Consider the following 22109-nt stretch of genomic DNA (forward strand, 5'->3'; position numbering starts at 1 on the left):
ACCGACAGATACGACACATAACGCCAAACGATGCAAAATTTAGGTTTCGCAAGAAATTTGCATCATCGCACGGGTAATGATAAAGTAACTGAACTTTTGCTGCGTTTGTCCATATTCTGTCTCTTCTTGGCTTTTGAACAAGAGAAAAATATAGCGTAACGAACGCTTTTTCAGTCTGTTCGCTACGCTTTACTCAAATTTGCTATTCCGTTAGGTGTTTATTTTAAATTATAACCCCAGTCTTAAAGTAATAGTAAATTGGCGGGGAACCGGTGAGGCAACACCACCTGCATTAAAGAATTCCGGGTCCTGACCATTTAGCTTATCATCCGCATAGATTAAGAAAAGGTTGGTGGCTTGGACTTTCAGCGAGAGGTCTGTTAACTTCAATGGGTTGATCCATGCTTTGGGGAAGTCATAAGCCAGTGAGATTTCTTTCAGACGGATAAAATCCCCCTTTGCAATGCGTTCTGTTGAATAATTGTAAGCATTGTAGGCATACTTCAAGTCTTCATTGCTGTCGTACATACGTTTGCTCAAAATAGCAGGAACATTAGTCTTTGCTTCGTCTCCGGGGAGTGTCCATCGATTTTTAAATTCACGAGTCATTGCCGTTAGATCCGAATAATATGCTTTGAATACGGGATTTAAACGGATAACATTTCCAAATGAATAAGTGATAAATAAATTCAAACGGAAACCTTTGTATGAGAACATATTACCCAAACTACCTGTAATGGTAGGATCAGTCGGACCTTCATACTTCAGGAAACCAGTATTTTGGCGTTCCTGGAAATTTATATCGGTACTAGTCGCTTCGCCCTTTTCATTTATAATGACTGGAATACCATCTTTGTCGAGACCTACAAATGGGATAGAGAATAGCCCACGAACCGGATAGCCTTGTTTAGCGAATCCATTACCGGAAATAAGCTCCATCACATTCGCATTTTGTTTCAAATCAGTGACTTCATTTTTTGCATTAGAGAATATAAAGTCGGTGTTCCAGTTGAAATCTTTTGTTTTAATATTCTTAGTTGATAAAGTGAATTCAATACCATGTGATTTCATTGAAGCGATATTTGCATACTTCAGGATCTGTCCACCTGCGCCTTGTGTATTAACGATACCAATCAAGTCGTAGTTGTTACGTTTGTACCAGTCTACAGCTAAATTAATGCGGTTATTCAAGAAGCCCATGTCGGCACCAATATTCAACTCGTGCTTCTTTTCATAAGTTAATTCGCTATTTTCTAGTTCCTTAATATACAATCCGGACTCCTGGATAGAAGTAAATGGTCGATAAGGACTATAGCTGGTTATAATAGCCTGTGAGTTCGTTACGTCTGCCGGACCGCGGTCGGCTGTTAACGAATAAGATGCTTTCAGTGTAAAGTGTGAAAGAACAGAAGTTAAATTGCTGAAGAATTTTTCTTCATGGGCATTCCATGCTCCTGATACGTTCCATGTAGGTAACCAACGTGCCGAGCGGCTCTTACCCATACGGTTGGTACCTTCGTAGCGGGCTGTTCCATTCACAGTATAACGACCTTTATAAGAGTAGGTAGCATTGGCGAAGAAGGCGGCACTACGGCTACGGGTCTGACTCAATGAGTAGTAATTATTGCCGTCTTCGATACCTTTTTTGAAGAATTCATATACATAGTAGGGTATTTCGCCCATTGAGTATTGCATACCCCACCCTTGATAGTAATTCTTTGATCGGTCTGTAGAGTTGATTTCTGTTCCTGCAAAGAAGTTAGTGATATGTATATCATTAAATACGTGGTTCCAACTAGCTGTAGCTCGGAAGTCGTAACCTAGCATCTTATAGTCTCTACGTTGATAAATACCACCTTCCGGTAAGATAGAGATCGGTAGTGCATATGGATTATCTGGGTTCTTATAAAGAAATGGATTGCGGTCCATAATTGTCTTGTCATCTAGACCTGCACGATAAGCCGATGCCTGGTTTGACTGGTCTTTAATGTTGTGCTCCTGTGAAGTTGATTGATACTTCACGGCTCCCAAAGCGCTTAGCTCTAATCCGGTAATTGGTTTCCATTTCAACTCGCCTTGGAACTTTAAATCTGCAATGTTCAGTTCCATGTAATTGTTGTCCAATTCGTTCAGAATGTTGAAATCAGCATAGTTGCTGGTGTAATAAGTGTTTGGGTCTAATGTACGTGAAGTATTCAATGCATATGAATAGGGGTTGATGTCAAATTCACGTTTTACCTGACCGTTTACTAGGTCAATGTCTTGTCCTAAAGTTCCCGGTGCTTTTTGCTTACGATAAGAAGCACTTGATATCAAGTTTATGCTTAGGTTCTTTAAGATATTATGATTCATATTTAAGTTGGCTGTATAGCGATCAACTCCACTTTGCTTGTACCATCCCGGATCGTGCATAGCACTTAAAGAAGCATAGAACGATGACTTTTCTGTACCAGAGCTAAGACTTACAGAATGATTCTGACTTAGACTGGGAGAGAAAAGTGTGTCAAACCAATCGGTATTTCTCATTTCAGCTTCACGTAGATAGGCATTTTTAGCTTCGTCAGTATTTAATAACGCATATTGTCCGGTAGTAGGATCGTATGTGTTAATTAACTGATACATCTTTCCGTATACACCACTTTCTGCAGTTCGGGAGGTTTCAGCGAAATTTAACCAGCCTTTCTGTTGCATTTCTTTGTATACTCCCATCTGATCTTGCGAGTTCATGATGTTAAAGTCATTGTAGCTTGGTACTAAACGGGTAGTAAATTCACCGGTATAGCTTATTCTACTGACTCCAGCTTTACCTTTCTTTGTAGTAACAACGATTACACCTGCCATTGCACGTGCGCCATAGATTGAGGTTGCTGAGCCGTCTTTCAAAATCTGAAAGCTTTCAATATCATCTGCGTTCAGACCAGCAATAGCCGAACTAATTAGAGTTTCAGCATCGCCTGAAGATAGTTGATCAGCGCTGACTTCTACAGCGTCTTCCATAATAACTCCATCCACTACCCATAATGGTTTGGAGCTACCATAAATGGAGGTAGCACCGCGAACGCGGATTTTGGGAGCTGTACCAAATGTACCGGATACATTCTGGACTGACACACCCGCAGCACGCCCTTCAAGACCACGGCTGATATCTGCCATACCATTAAGTTTTACGCCTTTTTACTGGTGCAACTCAACAATTAACAGCTGATAATGTAAAATTGGATGGTCTCCCTGATATTAGCCGTGGACTTGAAGGGCGTGCTGCGGGTGTGTCAGTCCAGAACGTATCCGGTACGTTTGGTACTGCTCCTAAAATTCGTGTACGTGGTGCTACCTCCATTTATGGTAGCTCCAAACCATTATGGGTGGTGGATGGAGTTATTATGGAAGATGCTATTGATGTGGGACCTGATGATTTATCTTCTGGTGATGCTGAAACTCTGATTAGTTCGGCTATTGCTGGTTTAAATTCCGATGATATTGAGAGCTTTCAGATTTTGAAAGACGGTTCAGCAACCTCAATCTATGGTGCACGTGCAATGGCAGGTGTAATCGTTGTTACTACAAAGAAAGGTAAAGCCGGAGTCAGCAAAATTAATTATACGGGTGAGTTTACTACGCGTATGGTGCCCTCATACAAAGAGTTCAATATTATGAATTCTCAGGAGCAAATGGGAATATATAAAGAATTGGAGCAAAAAGGTTGGTTGAATAGTGCTGATTTATTTCGTGCAAAGAATTCAGGTGTGTACGGACGTATGTATAAACTGATCGACCAGTTTAATGAAACGAATGGTCAATTTGGGCTGATGAATACTTTAGAAGCACGTAATGCTTATTTGACCGAAGCCGAAATGCGTAATACCGACTGGTTTGATGTATTATTCTCAAATAATATTTCACAGAATCACTCTGTAAGTATTACTTCAGGTTCTGATAAATCATCTTTTTATGCGTCATTGAGTGCCATGCTTGATCCGGGATGGTATAAGCAGAGTGAAGTGAAACGTTATACAGCCAATTTGAATACGACTTATAATATCTTAAAGAACCTAAGCATAAATTTGATATCAAGTGCTTCTTACCGTAAACAGAATGCACCAGGTACCATGAACTCATCATTGGACGTTGCGGCAGGTCAGGTTACACGTGATTTTGATATCAACCCCTATTCATACGCACTGAATACTTCGCGTACATTAGACCCTAATACAGATTATGTGGCTAATTATGCTCCATTTAATATTCTCCGTGAATTGGACAATAATTTTATTGAGTTGAATGTTGTTGATGTAAAGTTCCAGGGGGAGTTGAAATGGAAGGTGTTGCAGGGCCTGGAAGTCAGTGCGCTGGGTGCTGTGCGTTATCAATCATCATCACAAGAACATAATATAATGGATGATTCTAATCAAGCAATTGCTTATCGTACGGGATTGGACGATGCTACTATTCGTGATGAAAACGACTGGTTGTATAAGAATCCAGATAACCCATATGCATTACCTATTTCGATTCTTCCTGAAGGAGGTATTTATCAGCGTCAAGATCGTAAGATGTTGGGACTGGATTTCCGTGGTACTGTATCCTGGAATCATCTATTTGCAGAAAAGCATATAACTAATCTTTTTGCAGGAATGGAAGTAAATGATCTTCAACGCTCTAACTCTTCATTCCAAGGATGGGGTATGCAATATTCTATGGGTGAGATTCCATCATATGTTTATCAGTATTTTAAGAAAGGTATTGAGACTGGAGAAAAGTATTATTCTATGGGGCATACTAGATATCGGAGTGTAGCTACATTTGCAAATGCTACTTATTCGTATGACGGACGTTATACGCTGAATGGTACTTTCCGCTATGAAGGAACTAATAGAATGGGGCGTAGCCGTTCTGCTCGTTGGCTGCCAACGTGGAATCTTTCTGCAGCGTGGAATGTTCATGAAGAGAAATTCTTCCAATCACTTCAACCAACGCTTTCAAATTTGACATTTAAGGCATCTTACTCATTGACAGCTGATCGTGGTCCGGCTGATGTAACAAATTCACAAGCTATTATTAAGAGTTATTCACCTTATCGTCCTTTCACTGATATTCAAGAAACGGGTCTTCATATAGTGGATTTGGAAAATAGTGAATTAACGTATGAAAAGAAGCATGAATTGAATATAGGAGTGGATGTAGGTTTTATTAATAATCGCATTAATCTTTCAGCTGACTGGTACACGCGCAATAACTATGACCTGATTGGGTTGATTCCAACACAAGGAGTGGGAGGTACTATTTATAAATATGCCAATGTAGCTACAATGAAGTCACATGGTATTGAATTTACCCTTTCAACCAGCAATATTAAAACGAAAGACTTCTCATGGAATTCTGATTTTATTTTTTCTCATGCTAAGAATGAAGTTACTGATTTGCGAGGACGTACTCGTATGATGGAACTTGTTTCGGGAAATGGATTTGCACGTGAAGGATATCCTGTGCGCGGGCTTTTCTCCATTCCTTTTGCAGGTTTGGATGAAAAAGGTATTCCTATGTTCGATATCAATGGAAATATAACATCGACTGATATTAATTTCCAGGAACGTGAGAAGTTAGATTATTTGAAATATGAAGGTCCGACAGATCCTACAATAACTGGTAGTTTCGGTAACGTTTTTGCATATAAAGGGTTTAAACTCAATGTATTCATGACTTATTCATTTGGTAATGTTGTTCGTTTGAATCCATATTTTAATTATAAATATTCCGATTTGAGTGCTATGCCTCGTGAATTCAAGAATCGTTGGACGCTTTCTGGGGATGAGGCAAAGACTAATATTCCTGCAATCTTGAGTAATCCGCAATATGAAGCAAACCGAACATTGTATAAAGCTTACAATGCTTACAATTATTCTACAGAGCGAATTGCAAAAGGTGATTTTATCCGTATGAAAGAAATCTCACTTTCTTATGAGTTTCCTAAGAGCTGGATTTCTGCTGCGAAGATTTCCAATCTTTCTTTGAAGTTACAGGCAACTAATTTATTCCTTATTTATGCAGATAAGAAATTGAATGGTCAAGATCCTGAATTCTTTAATACTGGTGGTGTAGCTTCACCGGTGCCACGTCAGTTTACATTAACTCTGCGTTTAGGATTGTAAGAGAATGATTTTAATAATAAAAAAAAAGATTAAAGATGAGACGAAATCAATTATATATTCCATTGTTCATCGCAACGCTTGCTATTGTCGGTAGCTCTTGTAATGATTTTCTTGACGAATTACCAGATAACCGGACGGAGCTGAATTCTGAGCAAAAAATAGCTAAAATGCTTGTTTCTGCTTATCCGGAAGGATCTGCGAATGAACTGTTTGAACTTTATAGTGATAATACCGACGATAACAGTGCCAGATATTCTTATTATAAGTTATCTGAGGAAGAGTGCTATAACTGGAAAGATACCCAGGAAGAATATCAGGATACGCCTACAAATCTTTGGGAAACCCATTATATAGCTATTGCTTCTGCTAACATGGCTTTGGAAGAGATTGAGAAACGGGGAAATCCGGAATCGTTGATGCCGCAGCGAGGAGAGGCTCTTGTTTGTCGGGCGTACAATCATTTTGTATTAGCAAATATTTTTTGTAATGCTTATAATACTCATGCATCACAGGAATTAGGTATTCCTTATATGACTAAAGTTGAAACAACTGTGCAACCACAATACGGGCGGGGTACTTTGCAGGAGACTTATGAGAAGATTGAGAAGGACTTATTAGATGGTATGGCTCTTATTTCCGATGATAGTTATTCTGTGCCGAAATATCATTTCACAAGGAAAGCTGCATATGCTTTTGCTGCACGTTTCTATCTTTATTATATGAAGCCTGACTTTTCTAATTGTGATGAGGTGATAAAATATGCAGATCGTGTGTTGGGAAGTGATCCTGCTGCCGAATTACGGGATTGGGAAGCGTTGGGAAAACTCTCTGCTAATGATAATGTACAGCCCGACGCATATATTGCTTCTACAAGTAAGGCTAACTTGTTGATAGGTAGTACCGTATCTAACTGGGGTATTATTCTGAGTAATTACATGACAGGAAAACGTTATCTACATAATAAGTTAATTGCTTCTTACGAAACATCACGTTCTTCCGGATTATGGGGTATCCCTGACCGCATGTATATGCAGCCTTTTACAACATCGGGCTATGAATGCAGTATGTTGAGAAAGGGCGGTTATTATGCTGGTGACTACCTGTATTATATGCCTGTGATTTTCTCTACAGACGAGACTTTGCTTTGCAGGGCTGAGGCTTATACGCTGAAAAAGAACTATCCAATGGCTGCTGCAGATCTTACTACATGGGAGAAAGCATATACTTCTAATAAGCAAACTTTAACTCCGGGGATGATAAATGAGTATTATGATAAGATGGATTATTACAATCCGACACAAAATCCGACTCCCAAGAAAAAGCTTCAGCCTGATTTTACTATTGAATCAGGTATACAGGAGAACTTTATTCACTGCATTCTGCATATGAGACGTATTGCTACTTTGCACGAAGGTCTGCGCTGGCCGGATATTAAACGTTATGGAATTGTTATCTATCGCCGTTCTATTGCTAATAACAATATAGTCGTAACAGATGAAATGCCGGTAAATGACGCAAGACGTGCTATGCAAATTCCTAAGAGTGTAGTTCTGGCAGGAATGCAACCCAATCCACGTACTGAAAATTAAAAGGAGGAAATAATATGAAGAAATATTATATTTATATACTAACGGCTGTTTTGCCCATTCTTTGGGGAGCCTGTAATAATGGCGATGATATTGACACCAAGCATAGTATTTTTTCAACAGAGCCAATGGAACATAATGGTTTTGATGAATGGTTGCTTGCTAATTATACATATCCGTATAACGTTGATTTCAAGTATCGTATGCAAGATATTGAAAGTGATCACAAATATAATCTGGTACCGGCGGATTACGATAAATCGGTTGCTTTGGCCAAGATTATCAAGCATGTATGGATGGAGGCATATACTGAACTTGCCGGACCGGCTTTTCTTCGGTCTTATGTGCCAAAAACTTTTCACTTGATAGGTTCTCCGGCTTATGATAGCAGTGGTACGAAGGTGTTGGGTACTGCCGAGGGAGGAAAGAAGATAACATTGTACGAAGTGAACAGTCTGGACTTTGAGAATGTCGATATCGAAGTTTTGAATGAGTATTACTTTAAGACGATGCACCATGAATTTGCACATATCCTGCATCAGAAGCGTAATTATGACCCATCGTTTGATCGCATTACCGAAGGAAAATATGTTGGTTCCGACTGGTATTTCTATGTTGCTGAAAATGGAAATTCATATTTGCGAGAGGATGCGGATGCATGGCCGGAAGGATTTGTGACGGCATATGCGATGAGTGAGGCAAGAGAAGATTTTGTAGAGAATATCGCCATGTATGTTACTCACGATCAGGCTTACTGGGATAATATGCTGAAGGTTGCCGGAACTGCCGGAGCGGCTATTATTAATCAGAAGTTTACTATTGTATACAATTATATGCTTGAAACTTGGGGTATTAATTTAGATGATTTGCGTGAGATTGTGTTAAGGCGTCAGCAAGAAATTCCGGAGCTGGATTTAAGTACTATTGAATAAAACAGGAAGATTATGAAAAAGAATATAATGATTTATTTGTTGATGGCTCTTGTATGCTTTGGTTTGCAATCCTGTCTTTTCCAGGAAGAGGATTATTTTGATGATTCTTCAGCGAACCGTGCAACAGAGGAAGTGAAGCAATATAGTGAGCTATTAGAATCGGCATCTAATGGTTGGAGAATGGAATATTACATAGGTCAGGACTATGCTTTGGGAGGCATAACTCTTCTGTGCAAGTTTGATGGTCAGCGAGTTACAATGGCATCTCAAGGATACGAAGGCGATGAGACTATTTCCTCTCTTTATAAGGTTGTATCGGAGGAAGCTACTATGCTTACATTCGACACTTATAATGCTTTTATTCATGCATATGCCAAGCCACAAGGCGGAGGTTCCAACCCAAATGCCAACCTGCAAGGAGATTATGAGTTTATTATAAAAGAAGCTTCAGCCGAGAAAATTGTAATGCAGGGCAAAAAGTATGGAAATACGATAGTAATGTATGCGCTTCCGGATGATTTGAACTGGGAGGCATATATAAACTCTGTGAATGACGTAGAAGAGAATGCTTTCTTTATACAATATCAGTTGTTGGTTGATGGAAATTTAGTTGGTATGACGCAGCGAAGTAATTATACTTTTGTTATAGCCTATAATGATGGTGGTAACATTGTACAAGAGCAATCTCCTTTCCTTTTTACAACCGATGGCTTTCGTTTCCGGGAACCAGTTTCACTGGCAGGAGTAACTGTGCAAAATTTTGTGTGGGACCCTTCCTCCGAGCTTTTTACTTGTACTGACGAGGGGGCAACTAACGTTAAAATGAAAGGAATTTATCCGGAGGGATATATTAAATATAATGATTATCTAGGTAATTATACTCTTACCTGCAAGATGTATAAAGATAATAATTTGACAGACGAAGAATTACCAATATCTATTATAGAGGATGTAGAAAATAAGAGTTATATTCTCAAGGGACTAATTGGTGATATAGTGCTCGATTATGATAGAGGTGAAGGAATTATGTCCTTTAAGACTCAAAAGGTAGGTTATATATCAGGATATTATTTGGGATGTACTACATATTGTTATGCCATGGGATTTTATCCTACATATATTAGTTATCAGGCAGGTCTGATGTTTGGTTTTGTGGCAAATGTACAACAGTCTCCGTTTGGATTTACATTTGAGGATGATGGGGTATTCGAAGCAGTAGGTGGTGCAAAAGCTGATTATATGGCCTTCGACCGCTATTCGGCACCTGATTATAGTCAAAGTTCATATGTTCAAGGGGTGGCACGTATGTATGGAGAGATGGTCTTTATGAAAGTTGAGGAATAAATAAAAAACTAGATTATGAAAAATATACTGAATTTATACTTAATAATATTCTGCTTATTTTTTGTTGCAGGATGTTCTTCAGATGACGATGCTGCCACTGTAAAATTGACAATTATAAAATCAGATTTGGATATGAAAGCTAGTGGTGGCACTGGAACTGTCGAATTTGCAGCAACTGGAACTGTCACGGCTACGGTGAATGCCGATTGGTGTCAGGTAATCGAAGTTGCAGATCATAAAGTTTCCATTTCTGTAGATGCTAATACGGGTTATCCGGGGCGTAGCGCACAAATCGTTTTAACTGATGGTGTGAGTACGCAGCAAGCAACCATACTGCAGGAAGGAGCTATTTGGAAATATAATAGAGATGCTACCTATTTCACATTGACAGATGCTGCAGAGGAGGTCCCTGTTGAAATGTCGAGTAATTTGCCTATTCAGGTATCTATTCCAGCAGATGCTTCTCAATGGTTATCCTATGAAATGACGAGTGATGGATTTAAGTTTATTGCAACAGAGAATCTCACTGGTAAAATTCGTTCGGCCATTGTAAAAGTGACTACTGGCATTCGTGAAATTGAATATGCTTTATTGCAGTACGATATTGATGACTTATTGGGACAATGGACAGGTGTTGTGAAAGTCGTTGCTACAGCATTTGGTATTAATCAAGTTCTTTCATTAGAGGAAAATACTCAAATTGTTAAAAATCCGGGTGGTAATGGCTATATATTCCAGCTACCAATGACAAGGCTGTTGGGAGCAACGATTGTTTTAGCGGTCACCTATCAAGATGGAGCTTTAGCTATAACCACTCCACAGCAGCAAAATTATGCTTTGTCTGATGGGCAAGGAGGAGTGATGTACGGCTCAATAATAACTAAAACTGATGATGGTTTGTATTTACAGGGAAAAATTATTCTTTCTCCTGTATTAATGAATGATGGGCAGGTTGCGTTAGCTTATATTACAGATGCATATATGTCAATGGGATTATTTAAGGGAAGAGTTCCGTCTCCTGCAAATTATGCAGGACTTTCTATTGATTTTCCTGCTATTTTGATGCAATATGCTGAATAATATTTTGCATGAAATACTATTTTTATATAGTGGTTTAACTGTTTGTTATGAGAAGAACTTGCATTAATTGATCCTAAGAGCTATTATCGTAAGGTAGTAGCTCTTAATATTTAAATATTTATTTAATAATCTTTATATTACGCATCAATCCACCATACTTAGCCCTTTTCACTGCACTACCTTTGAAAATGGTTTTATATTGCTCCTCACTCAGCGAATGCCAATCATCCTTCCTCATACTTAACAAAGAAGGAGACGGTTGAAATTCGGCTGTCCGGCAAGGAGTGGCAAAGCGATTCCAAGGGCAAGCTTTCAGGCATTCGTCACAGCCATATATTTTATTACCCATTTTTTTGCCTACATTGAGCGAAAGTTCCCCACGATACTCAATGGTAAGATAAGAAAGACATCTCTCGGAATTGAGCCTGAAAGGGGCTTCCAGCGCTTTTGTCGGGCAGGCATCCAGGCAACGTGTACACGAACCGCATTGATTTCGTTGTGGAGAGTCATAATTGTCAGCTTCCCTATCAAGAATAATTTCCCCTAAGAAGAAGCAGGAGCCGGCGTGAGGAATGATGAGATGTGTATTCTTTCCTATCCATCCCAAGCCGGTACGCCATGCCCAATAACGTTCGAGTATGGGAGCGGTATCACAGAATATGCGGCCTTGAAGCGGAGAAGCGGAGGTTTGGGATACTGGGGCTTGGGGTGCTGAGGCGTAGTTTTCAGTATATGTGCCGATATTGTTTGTCGAGGCGATAGTACTGTCTGTTTCTTCGGAGAATGAAACTTCTTTTTCTATAAACTCAAAAAGTTCCTTCAATTTCCCCTTCATCACATCGTGATAATCTTTCCCGTAGGCATACCATGCAATCTGATACTCACCTTCGGGAAGTTTTTTTGCCGGATAATAGTTTAGCGCAACGCTGATCACCGTACGTGCCCCTTCCACCAACAAGCGCGGATCGAGCCGTTTATCCTCATAATTCTGCATATACGCCATCTCTGCCTGGCAACCGTCCGCCAGCCATTGACGGAAGGCGGTAGCCACAGTTTCATCCACAGCTTCGGCAGGCGCCAGTCCGCAGGCGGAAAAGCCGAGGCGTAGTGCTTCGGCTTTAATTCGGTCTGAGGAGAGGAGCTTTTCCATTAAAATACCTTGAATTCATAGCCCTCCGCTTTCAGAAATTCGATGGCACGGGGGAGGGCATATTGCAGATTCCCGTTGTTCCACGATTTCAGAGAGTCGTGGAAGGTGATGATGGAACCGTTGCGTACGTAGCGTTTTACGTTATTCAGTACCTGTTCCGGGCGCATTCGCTTACTGTAGTCACGGGTTACGAGGTCCCACATAATGATACGGTAATGGTGGCGAAGAGTGTAATATTGCCGGAATCCCATGTGCCCATGTGGCGGGCGGAACAAGTCCGAGTGGATAATTTCGTCTACCTGTCTGGTGTTGGCCAGATAATCCGGATTGGAATATTCAAAGCCGCGGATGTGGTTGAAAGTATGGTTGCCGATGCGGTGTCCGTGTTCTACCACCATCCGGTATTCGTCCGGGTGTTTGCGGATATTGTCGCCTACCATGAAGAAGGTAGCTTTAATATCGTGTTTCTTCAGTAGCTCCAGTACCCAAGGGGTAACTTCCGGGATAGGGCCATCGTCAAAAGTCAGGTAGACTGCCCGTTCGTTTGGGTCCATCCGGAAGATGGCTTGTGGATACAGCGCTCGGAAGAACCAAGGTGGTTGTTCTATAAACATAAGAGTCTTTATTAATAAGTAACAGGTAATAAGTAATAAGTAATAACCGTGCGGCTTATGGCGCAGCTTATTACTTATTACTTAATACTTATTACTTAGTTTTTATTTCCCTTTCATTCTCGCAACATACTCATTGTATAGCTGGTCGAGTTGTTCCGAGTAATGTTTAGCCAATTCTTCTGATTTGTATTTCTCCATCAGGCGTACTTCTGCGTCAAGCAGTCCTGCGTTGTACATGAAGTTTTCGCTGGCAATGGAAAGTTGGTAATCAGTCAGGCTGAGATACCAGATCATGTATTCGAGAGACTTGTTGGCAAGTTCGTCGATGATCTTGTTCGCTTTTTCGTTTTGTCCCAGCTGGTAGTAGGCTTCCGCCATTTGGAAGGCGCCGTTTGCCCAGTCATACGGTACGTTGTATGACGGGATCATCTTCTCGGCGTAGTCGAGTGCGGCGAGTGCCTTGTCTTTTTTGCCTTCTTTGATGAGCTGTCCTACGAGCTGTGTGAAGATGCGCCGGTGTGTGTAGCACATACGCATTACGTTTTCGTCGATATAGATGCCCGGTTTCTCGATGCCGCCGAACTTGAACTTGTTCATCAGGTTGTCGTACATCTTTTCGCTGTCGATCTTGCTGTTCAGCTTGTCCGTATCGAACGGAGTGAAGCGGTATGCCAGACCTTCCTGCGTGAAGTGGTTGTCCATGCCGAGGTGGTTTTCACTGCCTACGGTGATAGCCATGTAGATGGGACGTTCCCAGTTGGCGTTGGCAAGCATTTCGAGCATCATCAGTTCGCTCTTGTAGAGGGCGCGTTTCGGGTTGCCGTTGGCGTCTCTCAGCAAGATGGTCATGTATTCGGGGATGGAGTCGCCCAGCGCTTCCGGTATTTTCATGCCGGAACGGCGGACAGCTTCCTTGTCGATCTTCATTACGATGCTGTCGGTAGGGATGACGCGCAGCCCTTCCTTATCCGAACGAACCCAGTATTTGAGGATATTCTTCAGTTCATACGGGTTTTCTCCGAACTGTTCTTTCAGTTCGTTCATCGCTTCCGGATTTCCGTTTTCGAGCGCGCTGTCTGCCTGTGCATACATCTGGTCAATATTCTTCTTTACTTCCGGACGGATGGGGATGTATTCGTTCTGGCCTTCGACGTATTCCACACGGTCCCAAGTGATCGGGAGTGACGGAGAGTCGTAGGCGGGACGTTTCATCTGGTCGATGTACCAGTCGGTTTGCAGGTAACTGAGGTTACAGGTACGTGCATCGGTACGGAAACCTTCTGTCTCCTGATTGTACCACAACGGGAAAGTATCGTTGTCACCATTGGTGAAGATGATCGGATTTCCTTCTTCCTGCAAGGTCATCAGATAGTTCTGACCGAAGTCACGGGCAACAAAGCGTCCTCTACGGTCGTGGTCGTCCCATGTCTGTCCGGCCATTTGGATGGGGACAAGCAGACAGAGTACTGATGCGAGAGCGGCAGCCGGAACTTCTTTCATCTTGCAGTAATTGCGTAACATACGGATGATACCTGCGACTCCCATACCTACCCAGATGGCGAAGGCGTAGAACGAACCGGCATACGCATAGTCACGTTCACGCGGCTGCGCAGGTGTCTGGTTAAGGTAGAGCACGATGGCGATACCTGTCATAAAGAACAGGAAGAACACCACCCAGAATTGCTGGATACCCCGCTGGCTGTGGTATGCTTGCCAGAAGAGTCCGATCAGGCCGAGCAGCAGCGGCAGGCAGTAGAATACGTTGTGTCCTTTGTTGTTTTTGAGGTCCTGCGGAAGCAATTCCTGGTTGCCCACCAGCAGATTGTCGATAAACGGGATTCCGGTGATCCAGTTACCGTGTTCTATTTCTCCGCTGCTCTGAATGTCGTTCTGCCGTCCGGCAAAGTTCCACATAAAGTAGCGCCAGTACATGAAGTTGAGCTGGTAGGAGAAGAAGAACTTGATGTTTTCCCATTGGTTCGGTACGTTCACCATCACCATTTCGCCGCATTGGTCGTATGGGACGTCATGCCCCTTGATGTCTACCCACTGCTTGTAGAGTGAGGAGTGCGCGGAGCTGTACATACGGGGGAAAAGCATATTTTGCGCGTATTCGTATTCGATACGTCCCGGCAGTTCGATGTATGAGTCTTTTTCGTCCGGTGAGGTTTTTTCTTTGCGGACGTATTTGCTTCCCGTCTGTGACTGGCGGGGGACGCAGTATCCGTCTTTCACGTCGAGTGCCACTTTCGAGGAGAAAGCAGGACCGTAGAAGAGAGGACGGGTTCCGTATTGTTCACGGCCGAGGTATTCGCCCAGCGTGAAGATATCTTCCGGAGAGTTCTGGTCCATCGGTGTGTTGGCGGTAGAACGGATCACGATCAGTGCATAAGAGGAATAACCGATTACGATCATCATGGTGCACAGCAATGCCGTATTCATGGTACGGGCGGAGATGCGCCATTTCTCTTTGATCTTTTCCTGTACTTGCGGAGCAAGGTAGATGCCAAGAATTGCGATCACTACGACACCGATAAGGATGCTGCTTACGCCGTGTCCGTAGAATGGAATACCCAGCAGGGCGATGGTCAGAATGAATGAGATGGCCATGCGGAGTCTGCTCTTTTCGGTGTAGCTTTCGTACACACCCCAGATAAGGGCGGCGGCGAGCAGAATGATATAGACAACGACGCCGGAGTTGAACGACATGCCGAGTCCGTTGACAAACAGCAGTTCGAACCAGCCGCCGACTTTAACGATACCGGGCACGATGCCATAAAGCACGGCTGCTACGAGTACGCCCGATCCGAGCAGGGCGAGCAATGAGCCTTTGGCAGTGGCGTTCGGAGTTTTCTTGTAGTAGTACACCAATACGATTGCCGGCAGACAGAGGAGGTTCAGCAAGTGAACACCGATACTCAGTCCGGTCAGATAAGCGATCAGGATTAGCCAGCGGTCGCTGTGAGGCTGGTTGGCCACATCTTCCCATTTCAGAATCAGCCAGAATACAACGGCTGTAAAGAGGGAGGAGAAAGCATATACTTCGCCTTCTACGGCAGAGAACCAGAAGGTGTCGCTGAAGGTGTAGACCAGTGCGCCGACCAGTCCGCTACCCATGACAGTGATAAGTTGTCCTTTCGTGATGTTGTTCTCGTCGGTGATTACCAGTTTGCGTACCAGATGGGTGATGCTCCAGAAAAGGAACAGGATACAGGCACCGCTCATCAGTGCGCTCATGTAGTTTACCATCTTCGCTACGGTGGTTACATCGGAGGCGAATTGAGAGAACAGGTTCGCTACCAGCATGAAGAAAGGTGCGCCGGGCGGGTGTCCTACTTCCAGTTTATAACCGGTAGTTATAAACTCGGGACAGTCCCAAAAACTTGCGGTCGGTTCTATTGTCAGGCAGTAGACCGTTGCCGCAATGATGAATGTAATCCAACCCACGAGGTTGTTTATAGTTCTGTACTGTTTCATTAGCACTATCTAGATTTTTCGTTAAAAAACAGATTACGTGGGCGCAAAGATAGTGATTTGTAAGGATAATGAGGCAGAAAGTAAGAAATATTAAGTAACAGAAAGGTGATTTACTTTATCTTATGCCCTTTTAGTGAAACGGGGGAATCACTAAACAGTATAAACAACAGTAGGTATAAAGATACTAATTTTGTATCTTTTATATTAAGCATTGAATCATTTATTGGTCAATAATACTTGCGTTGTCAGACATTAATAGCTGACTTCTCAACTGTTAATACCTGAGATGTCAACTATTAACATCTGACATCTCAATCATTAACAGTTGAGAAGTCAGTTGTTGCTGCTTGATGTGACCGTTGTAAATGACTGATATGCGGTGCAGCCGTTCTTTGATGTAGCACCGGCAAATGAATGTTTAGTGATGATGATGATGTTCACCGAGAACGCGGTGTGGCAACGTGCCGTGTCCCAGCAGTTCGATAGGGCAGTTGAAGTTTCTTTCCAGCCATTCTGTGGAGACGCCCGTGTCAGGGTGGTAATCCAGTGTCTCGTTGACGCAGGCAATGGATTTCACTTGTTGCAGTACAGTGCCGATGTCGTGACTGACAAGGATGATGGCGCATTCTTTGTTAATCTCCGACAGCAGTTCGTAGAGCCGGGCTTCGAAGCGTTTGTCGATATACGTGCTGGGTTCGTCAAGAATCAGTACCGAAGGGTCGGAGATGATGGCGCGTCCCAGCAGTGCACGTTGTAGTTGCCCGCCGCTAAGCTGCCCGATGGAACGGTGTTCGAGTCCTTCGAGTCCCATACGGGCGATGATATGCTTGCCTTTTTCTCTTTGCTCGGGAGTGAAGCGGGAGGTAAGGGATTTCTGGATACTTAGTCCGGAGAGTATCACTTCCTCTACCGAAATCGGGAATTTCCGGTCGATGGTGCTATATTGCGGCAGATAGCCGAGGGAAAGTGAAGAATTGGAAGTGGAAAGTTGAGAGTGGGAGGATACTTCTGTAGGGGCATGGAAGTTGATTTCTCCGGCTGTCGGTTTCAGCAGACCGAGGATGCACTTGATGAGTGTTGTCTTACCGCCTCCGTTCGGACCGATGATGCCCAGAAAGTCCCGTTCGTAAACGTTCAGGTTGACGTCGTGGAGTACGGTACGGCCGTCGTATCCGGCAGCAAGGTTCTTTATTTCGATAATCGGTTTCATATTTGGAGAATTACTTCGTTTATGTATCATTCGGTCATTAACGCTATGGAGGCCCGTTGTTATTCGGGGTCCATAGGGGTGAGAGCTTTGGCTACGTTCAGCATTTCCGTTTCCCAGTCGTAGCTTAACGGGTTGATGGGGACTACCTTTGTGCCGGTTTGCTGTGCGATGGTTTCCGCGTTGCGCTTGTCGAACTCCGGTTGGACGAAGATGACGTTTACTTTCTCCGATTTGCACAGGTCTATCAGTTCTTTCAGATGGGCGGGCGAAGGTTCCTTGCCCCCTTCTTCGATTGAAATCTGATGCAGGCCGTAGTCACGGGCAAAGTAAGAGAGAGCCGGATGGTAAATCATAAAGGCTTTGGCCGATTCCGGAGCGGAAAGTTGCCGGCGGATAAGGCTGTCGGTGTGCTGGATACGTTGGCAGAGGGAGTCGTAACGTGCCAGATAATATGCTTCGTTGGGCTTGTCGAGCATACAAAGTGCCTTGAAGGTGTTTCCGGCAAGGATGAGGGCGTTGGTGGTAGAGTTCCAGATATGCGGTTCTACGGCGTGGTTGTGCCCGTCGTGGTCATGATGTCCTGCTGCGTGGTTGTGCTCACCGTTGTTCAGAATCAGGTCTATACCTTTCGAGGTGTCGAATACTTGGATATGAGGGGTGTTATTCATCAGTCGGTCCATCCAGGTCTGCTCAAAGCCGATGTAGCCGATGCGGAGATAGGCTTTGCTGTCTCCCAGAGAGACAAGTTGCTGAGGAATAGGGTCGTATGTCTCCGGACTGGAACCTTTCGGGACCATGCTGACTACCGTGAATTTATCACCGGCAATCGCTTCCGTGAAGTAGCGCTGCGGTTCGATAGTGACGGTAATGACCGGTTTCGCTTCTTCGCTGCCGCTTGCTTTGGACGTGCGACCCGTGCAGGCTGCCAACAGGAGGCAGGAGCCGAGAAGAAGGAGTGTTTTCAAATCTTTTAGTTGTTGTTTCATGACTATTGTATTAATATCGGGGGGTGATTCTGTTCCAGTTTTCGGGCACGTAGTATTTCCCGCTTTCCTCCCGGAGGACCGGGAAGGCGCTCTACGATAAAGCCTGCGGCCTGCAGCATACGTCGGATGACTCCTTTGGCACAATAAGTGGTGAGGATGCCTCCTTCATTTAATAAAACATATAAACGGTTAAATAGTTCCTGCGACCACATTTCCGGCTGCTTTTCCGGAGCGAAGGCGTCGAAATAGATAACGTCGAATGATAATGGAGAATGGCTACGCTGTGTAATGGTGCGGTTTATTGTCTGTTGTCCATTTTCTACTCGTTCATTAACCCATTTATTGACGTCGGCTTGTACTTTGCAAAGAGTGAAGTTGGGGGTAAAGGATATTTCTTCTTCCCACGGTGATGTATGAATCGCTCTGAACAGGTCGGTGGCTGCTGGTTGTTCTATATATCCCAGTTGCTCCACCATCTGCCATTCCAACGGATAGAGTTCAAGTCCTGTATAATATACGTTACGTCCGCTTCTTTCTGCTTCTTCAAGTGTAAGCCAAGCATTCAGCCCCGTTCCGAAACCGATCTCCAGAATATGCGGGGAGGGGGCAGCGGAGGCTTTCAGTCCCATGTTGATGAAAATATGCTGGGACTCCGTACGTGCTCCTTTGGTCGAATGATAATGTTCATTCAATTCCGGAACAAATAGGGTGGCGCTCCCGTCATCAGTCTTTTCAATCACTCTTTTCATCTCAAAAAACTTATTACCTATTACCTGTTACTTATTACCTATTATTTCATCCCGCAACGACGTTCCATGCGCTTTCCAGTACGTACAGAAGCAGAATGTAACGTATCAGTTTGCCGACAAACATGGAGGCGGTGGTGAGCCATATATTACTTCGCATAAATCCCAGTGCGATGGAGATCACCTCTCCGATGGCCGGCAGGAAAGCGAAGAATGCCATCAATGCTCCTTTCCCTTGCAGGAATTTCACCATCTTGTCTACTTTCTCCTTCTTTACTTTGAAGTATTTCTCAATCCAGCTTATTTTGCCCAGACGCCCCATATAGTAGCAGGTCATTCCGCCTGCCGTATTGCCAAGGGTGGCAGCCAATATACAGGCAGTGGGTGGCAGTCCGAGTTTTACCAGTGCTACCAACACCAGTTCGGAACTGAATGGTACAATACTCCCTGCGAGTAAGGCCGAGATAAACAATCCCGGAAGTCCCCATTCGATGAGGAGTTGTATCGTTGAATCTATAAAAGCGTCCATACGTTAAAACCAAATAAAAGGATGAGGCAGACCGTGGCAACAATGAAGAATATATTCGATGTTTTATTGTTGGTCAGCACAAAAAGGTGGCCGATCAGTATGCTGTTGCTTATCATGAGCAACGGCAAGAGATTGCTGCATTGTGACGGCTGTAGCACAATCAGTACGAAGAGAAAGAGTGTTACGTCTATGAGAAACTGTAAATAGGCGCGCGTGCGTATCTTATCTTCGAATCCGGCAACGACGCAATGAGCGGCGCTGACGATGAACAACACAAGCAGATAACCGAGAGTCGCCAGTTCCCACGGCTGGAGTATCTGTAGGTTGAATATGTCTCCAAAAGTGGCCAGCTCTTTGAAAGGATGATAGAACAGCTCCATCTGATCATAGAAGAAAGCGTGTCCGAACAGCATCCAGTAGGGCATTGTCCATCCTACCAGCGCGCCACAGAAACTACGGAACGTAAGTGACTGAAAGCGATGCGCCTCAAACAACCAGAGCACCGAGAAGAAGGTGAGCTGGGGAAAGAGAATGCTCCCTGCACCGATAAACAGGAACGAGTAGAACAGATATCCTGACGCCTGCGACTGCTGGTAACTTTTGAACAGGAAATAGATGGAGAATAAAAAGGCTATGGCGGCAACGTTTCCGGCATATAGAAGGTGCATCTCCGGACAGACGGTGACCAGCAGAAAATAGATGGCTGTCTGCACGGAAGCCCGCATACGGATGATACTGAACCGGTTGTTCAGCTCGATCAGGAAATAGCCGATAGCCGCGTAAATCAAGAAACTGACAAGATGCTCCGCCCATGCGGGGAGCAGCAACGTGCGGGCAGACTGCCAAAGCACGGAACCGCCTTCTTCGCCCGCTGTCATGGTGAGTTCGGGCAATAGGGCAGAGGTCAGCACCCAACAAAGGGTGCAGATGAAAATCGCAGCAGGGAGTGTCCACCGCCCTGCTGTGACCAGACCTTGTAGTCTCTTGCTTTTCATTATAAGTCGAATCCGATATCGCGACGGAAATACTTCTTGTCGAAGTCGATCATATCTGCCACTTTATAGCTCTGTGCCAGCGCTTCTTCCTTCGTTGCGCCATAAGAGCAGACAGCGATCACACGTCCTCCGTTCGTTACGATTTGTCCGTCCTTCATGGCTGTTCCGGCATGGAAAATGATGCTTTCGGTAGCGGCAGCCTGTTCCAGACCGCTGATAGGGAAGCCTTTTTCGTATGCTTCGGGATAACCGCCGCTGACAAGGATCACACAACCTGCCGAGCGCGGGTCCATGACCAGTGTCTTTTCGTGGAGGTTGCCTGCGGCTGTACCTTCCAGCAACTCCACGAGGTCGCTCTGAATGCGGAGCATCACGCTTTCCGTTTCCGGGTCGCCCATGCGGACGTTATATTCAATCACCATCGGTTCGCCTTTCACCCGAATCAGTCCGAGGAAGATGAAGCCTTTGTAGACGATGTTTTCTTCTTTCAGTCCGTTGATGGTAGGTTCGATGATGCGGGTACGTACTTTTTCCATGTATTCTTCGTCGGCAAAAGGAACCGGAGTCACGCTGCCCATACCGCCTGTGTTGAGTCCTTTGTCGCCTTCACCGATACGCTTGTAGTCTTTCGCTACGGGGAGGACTTTGTAGTGTTCGCCGTCGGTAAGCACGAATACGGAACATTCGATACCGCTCAGGAACTCTTCAATTACGACTGTTGCCGATGCGGAGCCGAACATACCGCCAAGCATTTCCTTGAGTTCTTTCTTTGCCTCGTCCAGTGTGGGGAGGATCAGAACGCCTTTTCCGGCACAGAGTCCGTCGGCTTTCAGCACGTATGGAGCTTCCAGCGTTTCGAGGAAAGCCAGACCTTCTTCGAGGTTTTCGGCTGTGATACTTTTATACCGGGCTGTCGGGATTTGATGACGCATCATGAAGCCTTTGGCAAACTCCTTGCTGCCCTCCAGCTGTGCTCCGTTGGCGGACGGACCGATAACGGCGATATGTTTCAGTTCGGGACGATTCTGGAAGTAATCGTAGATGCCTTCTACCAACGGGTCTTCGGGACCTACTACCACCATTCCGATGTTTTCTTTCAGGGCGAAAGCGCTGATCGCTTCAAAGTCGGTAGCTTTGATGTTGACATTCTCGCCTACGGCGTTTGTTCCGGCGTTTCCCGGAGCGATGTACAGCTTTTCAACTTTCGGACTTTGGGCAATTTTCCATGCCAGTGCATGTTCGCGGCCGCCCGAGCCTAGTAATAATATCTTCATAATGAGTATTAAGTTATGAGTTTTCAGTTATGAGTTTTTC

Annotated in this window: 13 protein-coding genes and 2 pseudogenes; 5 read left to right on the forward strand and 10 right to left on the reverse strand. The window is 44.1% G+C overall.

The genetic code is table 11. The features are described from left to right. Positions 1-228 precede the first annotated feature (228 nt). A pseudogene (locus NBH01_RS02355) lies at positions 229-3168 on the reverse strand (SusC/RagA family TonB-linked outer membrane protein); the annotation flags it as partial. Between NBH01_RS02355 and NBH01_RS02360 the strand changes: the two are divergent. The 5 genes and pseudogenes from NBH01_RS02360 to NBH01_RS02380 form a co-directional block, all read left to right on the forward strand. Then, positions 3168-6146 (forward strand): annotated as a pseudogene (locus tag NBH01_RS02360) (SusC/RagA family TonB-linked outer membrane protein); the annotation flags it as partial. The pseudogenes NBH01_RS02355 and NBH01_RS02360 sit on opposite strands and share 1 nt — an antisense overlap. Positions 6147-6181: 35 nt before the next feature. After that, a complete protein-coding gene (locus NBH01_RS02365) occupies positions 6182-7735 on the forward strand; it encodes a RagB/SusD family nutrient uptake outer membrane protein (RefSeq protein ID WP_008767465.1) in 1554 nt (517 codons plus the stop codon). A gap of 14 nt (positions 7736-7749) precedes the next feature. Further along, complete coding sequence (locus NBH01_RS02370) at positions 7750-8664, forward strand: zinc-binding metallopeptidase (protein WP_008762851.1); 915 nt, start codon at positions 7750-7752, stop codon at positions 8662-8664. 12 nt (positions 8665-8676) lie between these two features. After that, complete coding sequence (locus NBH01_RS02375; protein WP_032850617.1) at positions 8677-10008, forward strand: DUF4302 domain-containing protein; 1332 nt, start codon at positions 8677-8679, stop codon at positions 10006-10008. Positions 10009-10023: 15 nt separating this feature from the next. Beyond that, entirely contained in the window at positions 10024-11088 is a 1065-nt protein-coding gene (locus tag NBH01_RS02380) for a BACON domain-containing protein (protein ID WP_048698138.1), read from the forward strand. A gap of 118 nt (positions 11089-11206) precedes the next feature. Here the strand turns inward: NBH01_RS02380 and queG are convergent, their stop codons facing one another. The 9 genes from queG to purD all read right to left on the reverse strand — a co-directional run bounded on the left by queG (position 11207) and on the right by purD (position 22069). Further along, the gene (gene queG / locus NBH01_RS02385; RefSeq protein ID WP_048698141.1) at positions 11207-12238 is read right to left on the reverse strand and encodes a tRNA epoxyqueuosine(34) reductase QueG; all 1032 of its coding nucleotides are present in this window, start codon (positions 12236-12238) and stop codon (positions 11207-11209) included. Next, a complete protein-coding gene (locus NBH01_RS02390) occupies positions 12238-12852 on the reverse strand; it encodes a polysaccharide deacetylase family protein (protein WP_250699956.1) in 615 nt (204 codons plus the stop codon). Before NBH01_RS02390 ends, queG begins: the two co-directional genes overlap by 1 nt. 102 nt (positions 12853-12954) lie before the next feature. Continuing rightward, on the reverse strand, positions 12955-16329 hold the full coding sequence (locus NBH01_RS02395; RefSeq protein WP_250699957.1) for a protein O-mannosyl-transferase family: 3375 nt from the start codon (positions 16327-16329) through the stop codon (positions 12955-12957). A gap of 418 nt (positions 16330-16747) precedes the next feature. Next, positions 16748-17539 carry a metal ABC transporter ATP-binding protein gene (locus tag NBH01_RS02400; protein WP_048698145.1) on the reverse strand — a complete coding sequence of 264 codons (792 nt, stop codon included), beginning with the start codon at positions 17537-17539 and terminating at the stop codon, positions 16748-16750. A 59-nt stretch (positions 17540-17598) separates the two neighbouring features. Then, positions 17599-18525, reverse strand: coding sequence for a metal ABC transporter solute-binding protein, Zn/Mn family (locus tag NBH01_RS02405; RefSeq protein WP_048698147.1), 927 nt, complete (start codon positions 18523-18525; stop codon positions 17599-17601). 2 nt (positions 18526-18527) lie between these two features. Further along, complete coding sequence (gene mnmC2 / locus NBH01_RS02410) at positions 18528-19274, reverse strand: tRNA (5-methylaminomethyl-2-thiouridine)(34)-methyltransferase MnmC2 (protein WP_225693119.1); 747 nt, start codon at positions 19272-19274, stop codon at positions 18528-18530. A 46-nt stretch (positions 19275-19320) separates the two neighbouring features. Continuing rightward, positions 19321-19800: a YqaA family protein gene (locus NBH01_RS02415; RefSeq protein WP_008767474.1), complete on the reverse strand. Its 480-nt coding sequence runs from the start codon at positions 19798-19800 to the stop codon at positions 19321-19323. Then, complete coding sequence (locus NBH01_RS02420) at positions 19785-20795, reverse strand: membrane protein (RefSeq protein WP_048698152.1); 1011 nt, start codon at positions 20793-20795, stop codon at positions 19785-19787. Before NBH01_RS02420 ends, NBH01_RS02415 begins: the two co-directional genes overlap by 16 nt. Then, positions 20795-22069, reverse strand: a complete 1275-nt coding sequence (purD, locus tag NBH01_RS02425; RefSeq protein WP_048698154.1) for a phosphoribosylamine--glycine ligase — start codon at positions 22067-22069, stop codon at positions 20795-20797. The genes NBH01_RS02420 and purD overlap by 1 nt, the downstream gene beginning before the upstream one ends. Positions 22070-22109 lie beyond the last annotated feature (40 nt).

The sequence above is a fragment of the Bacteroides sp. B1-V-101 genome, from assembly GCF_023656585.1.
In the GTDB taxonomy this organism is placed as follows: Bacteria; Bacteroidota; Bacteroidia; order Bacteroidales; family Bacteroidaceae; genus Bacteroides; species Bacteroides thetaiotaomicron.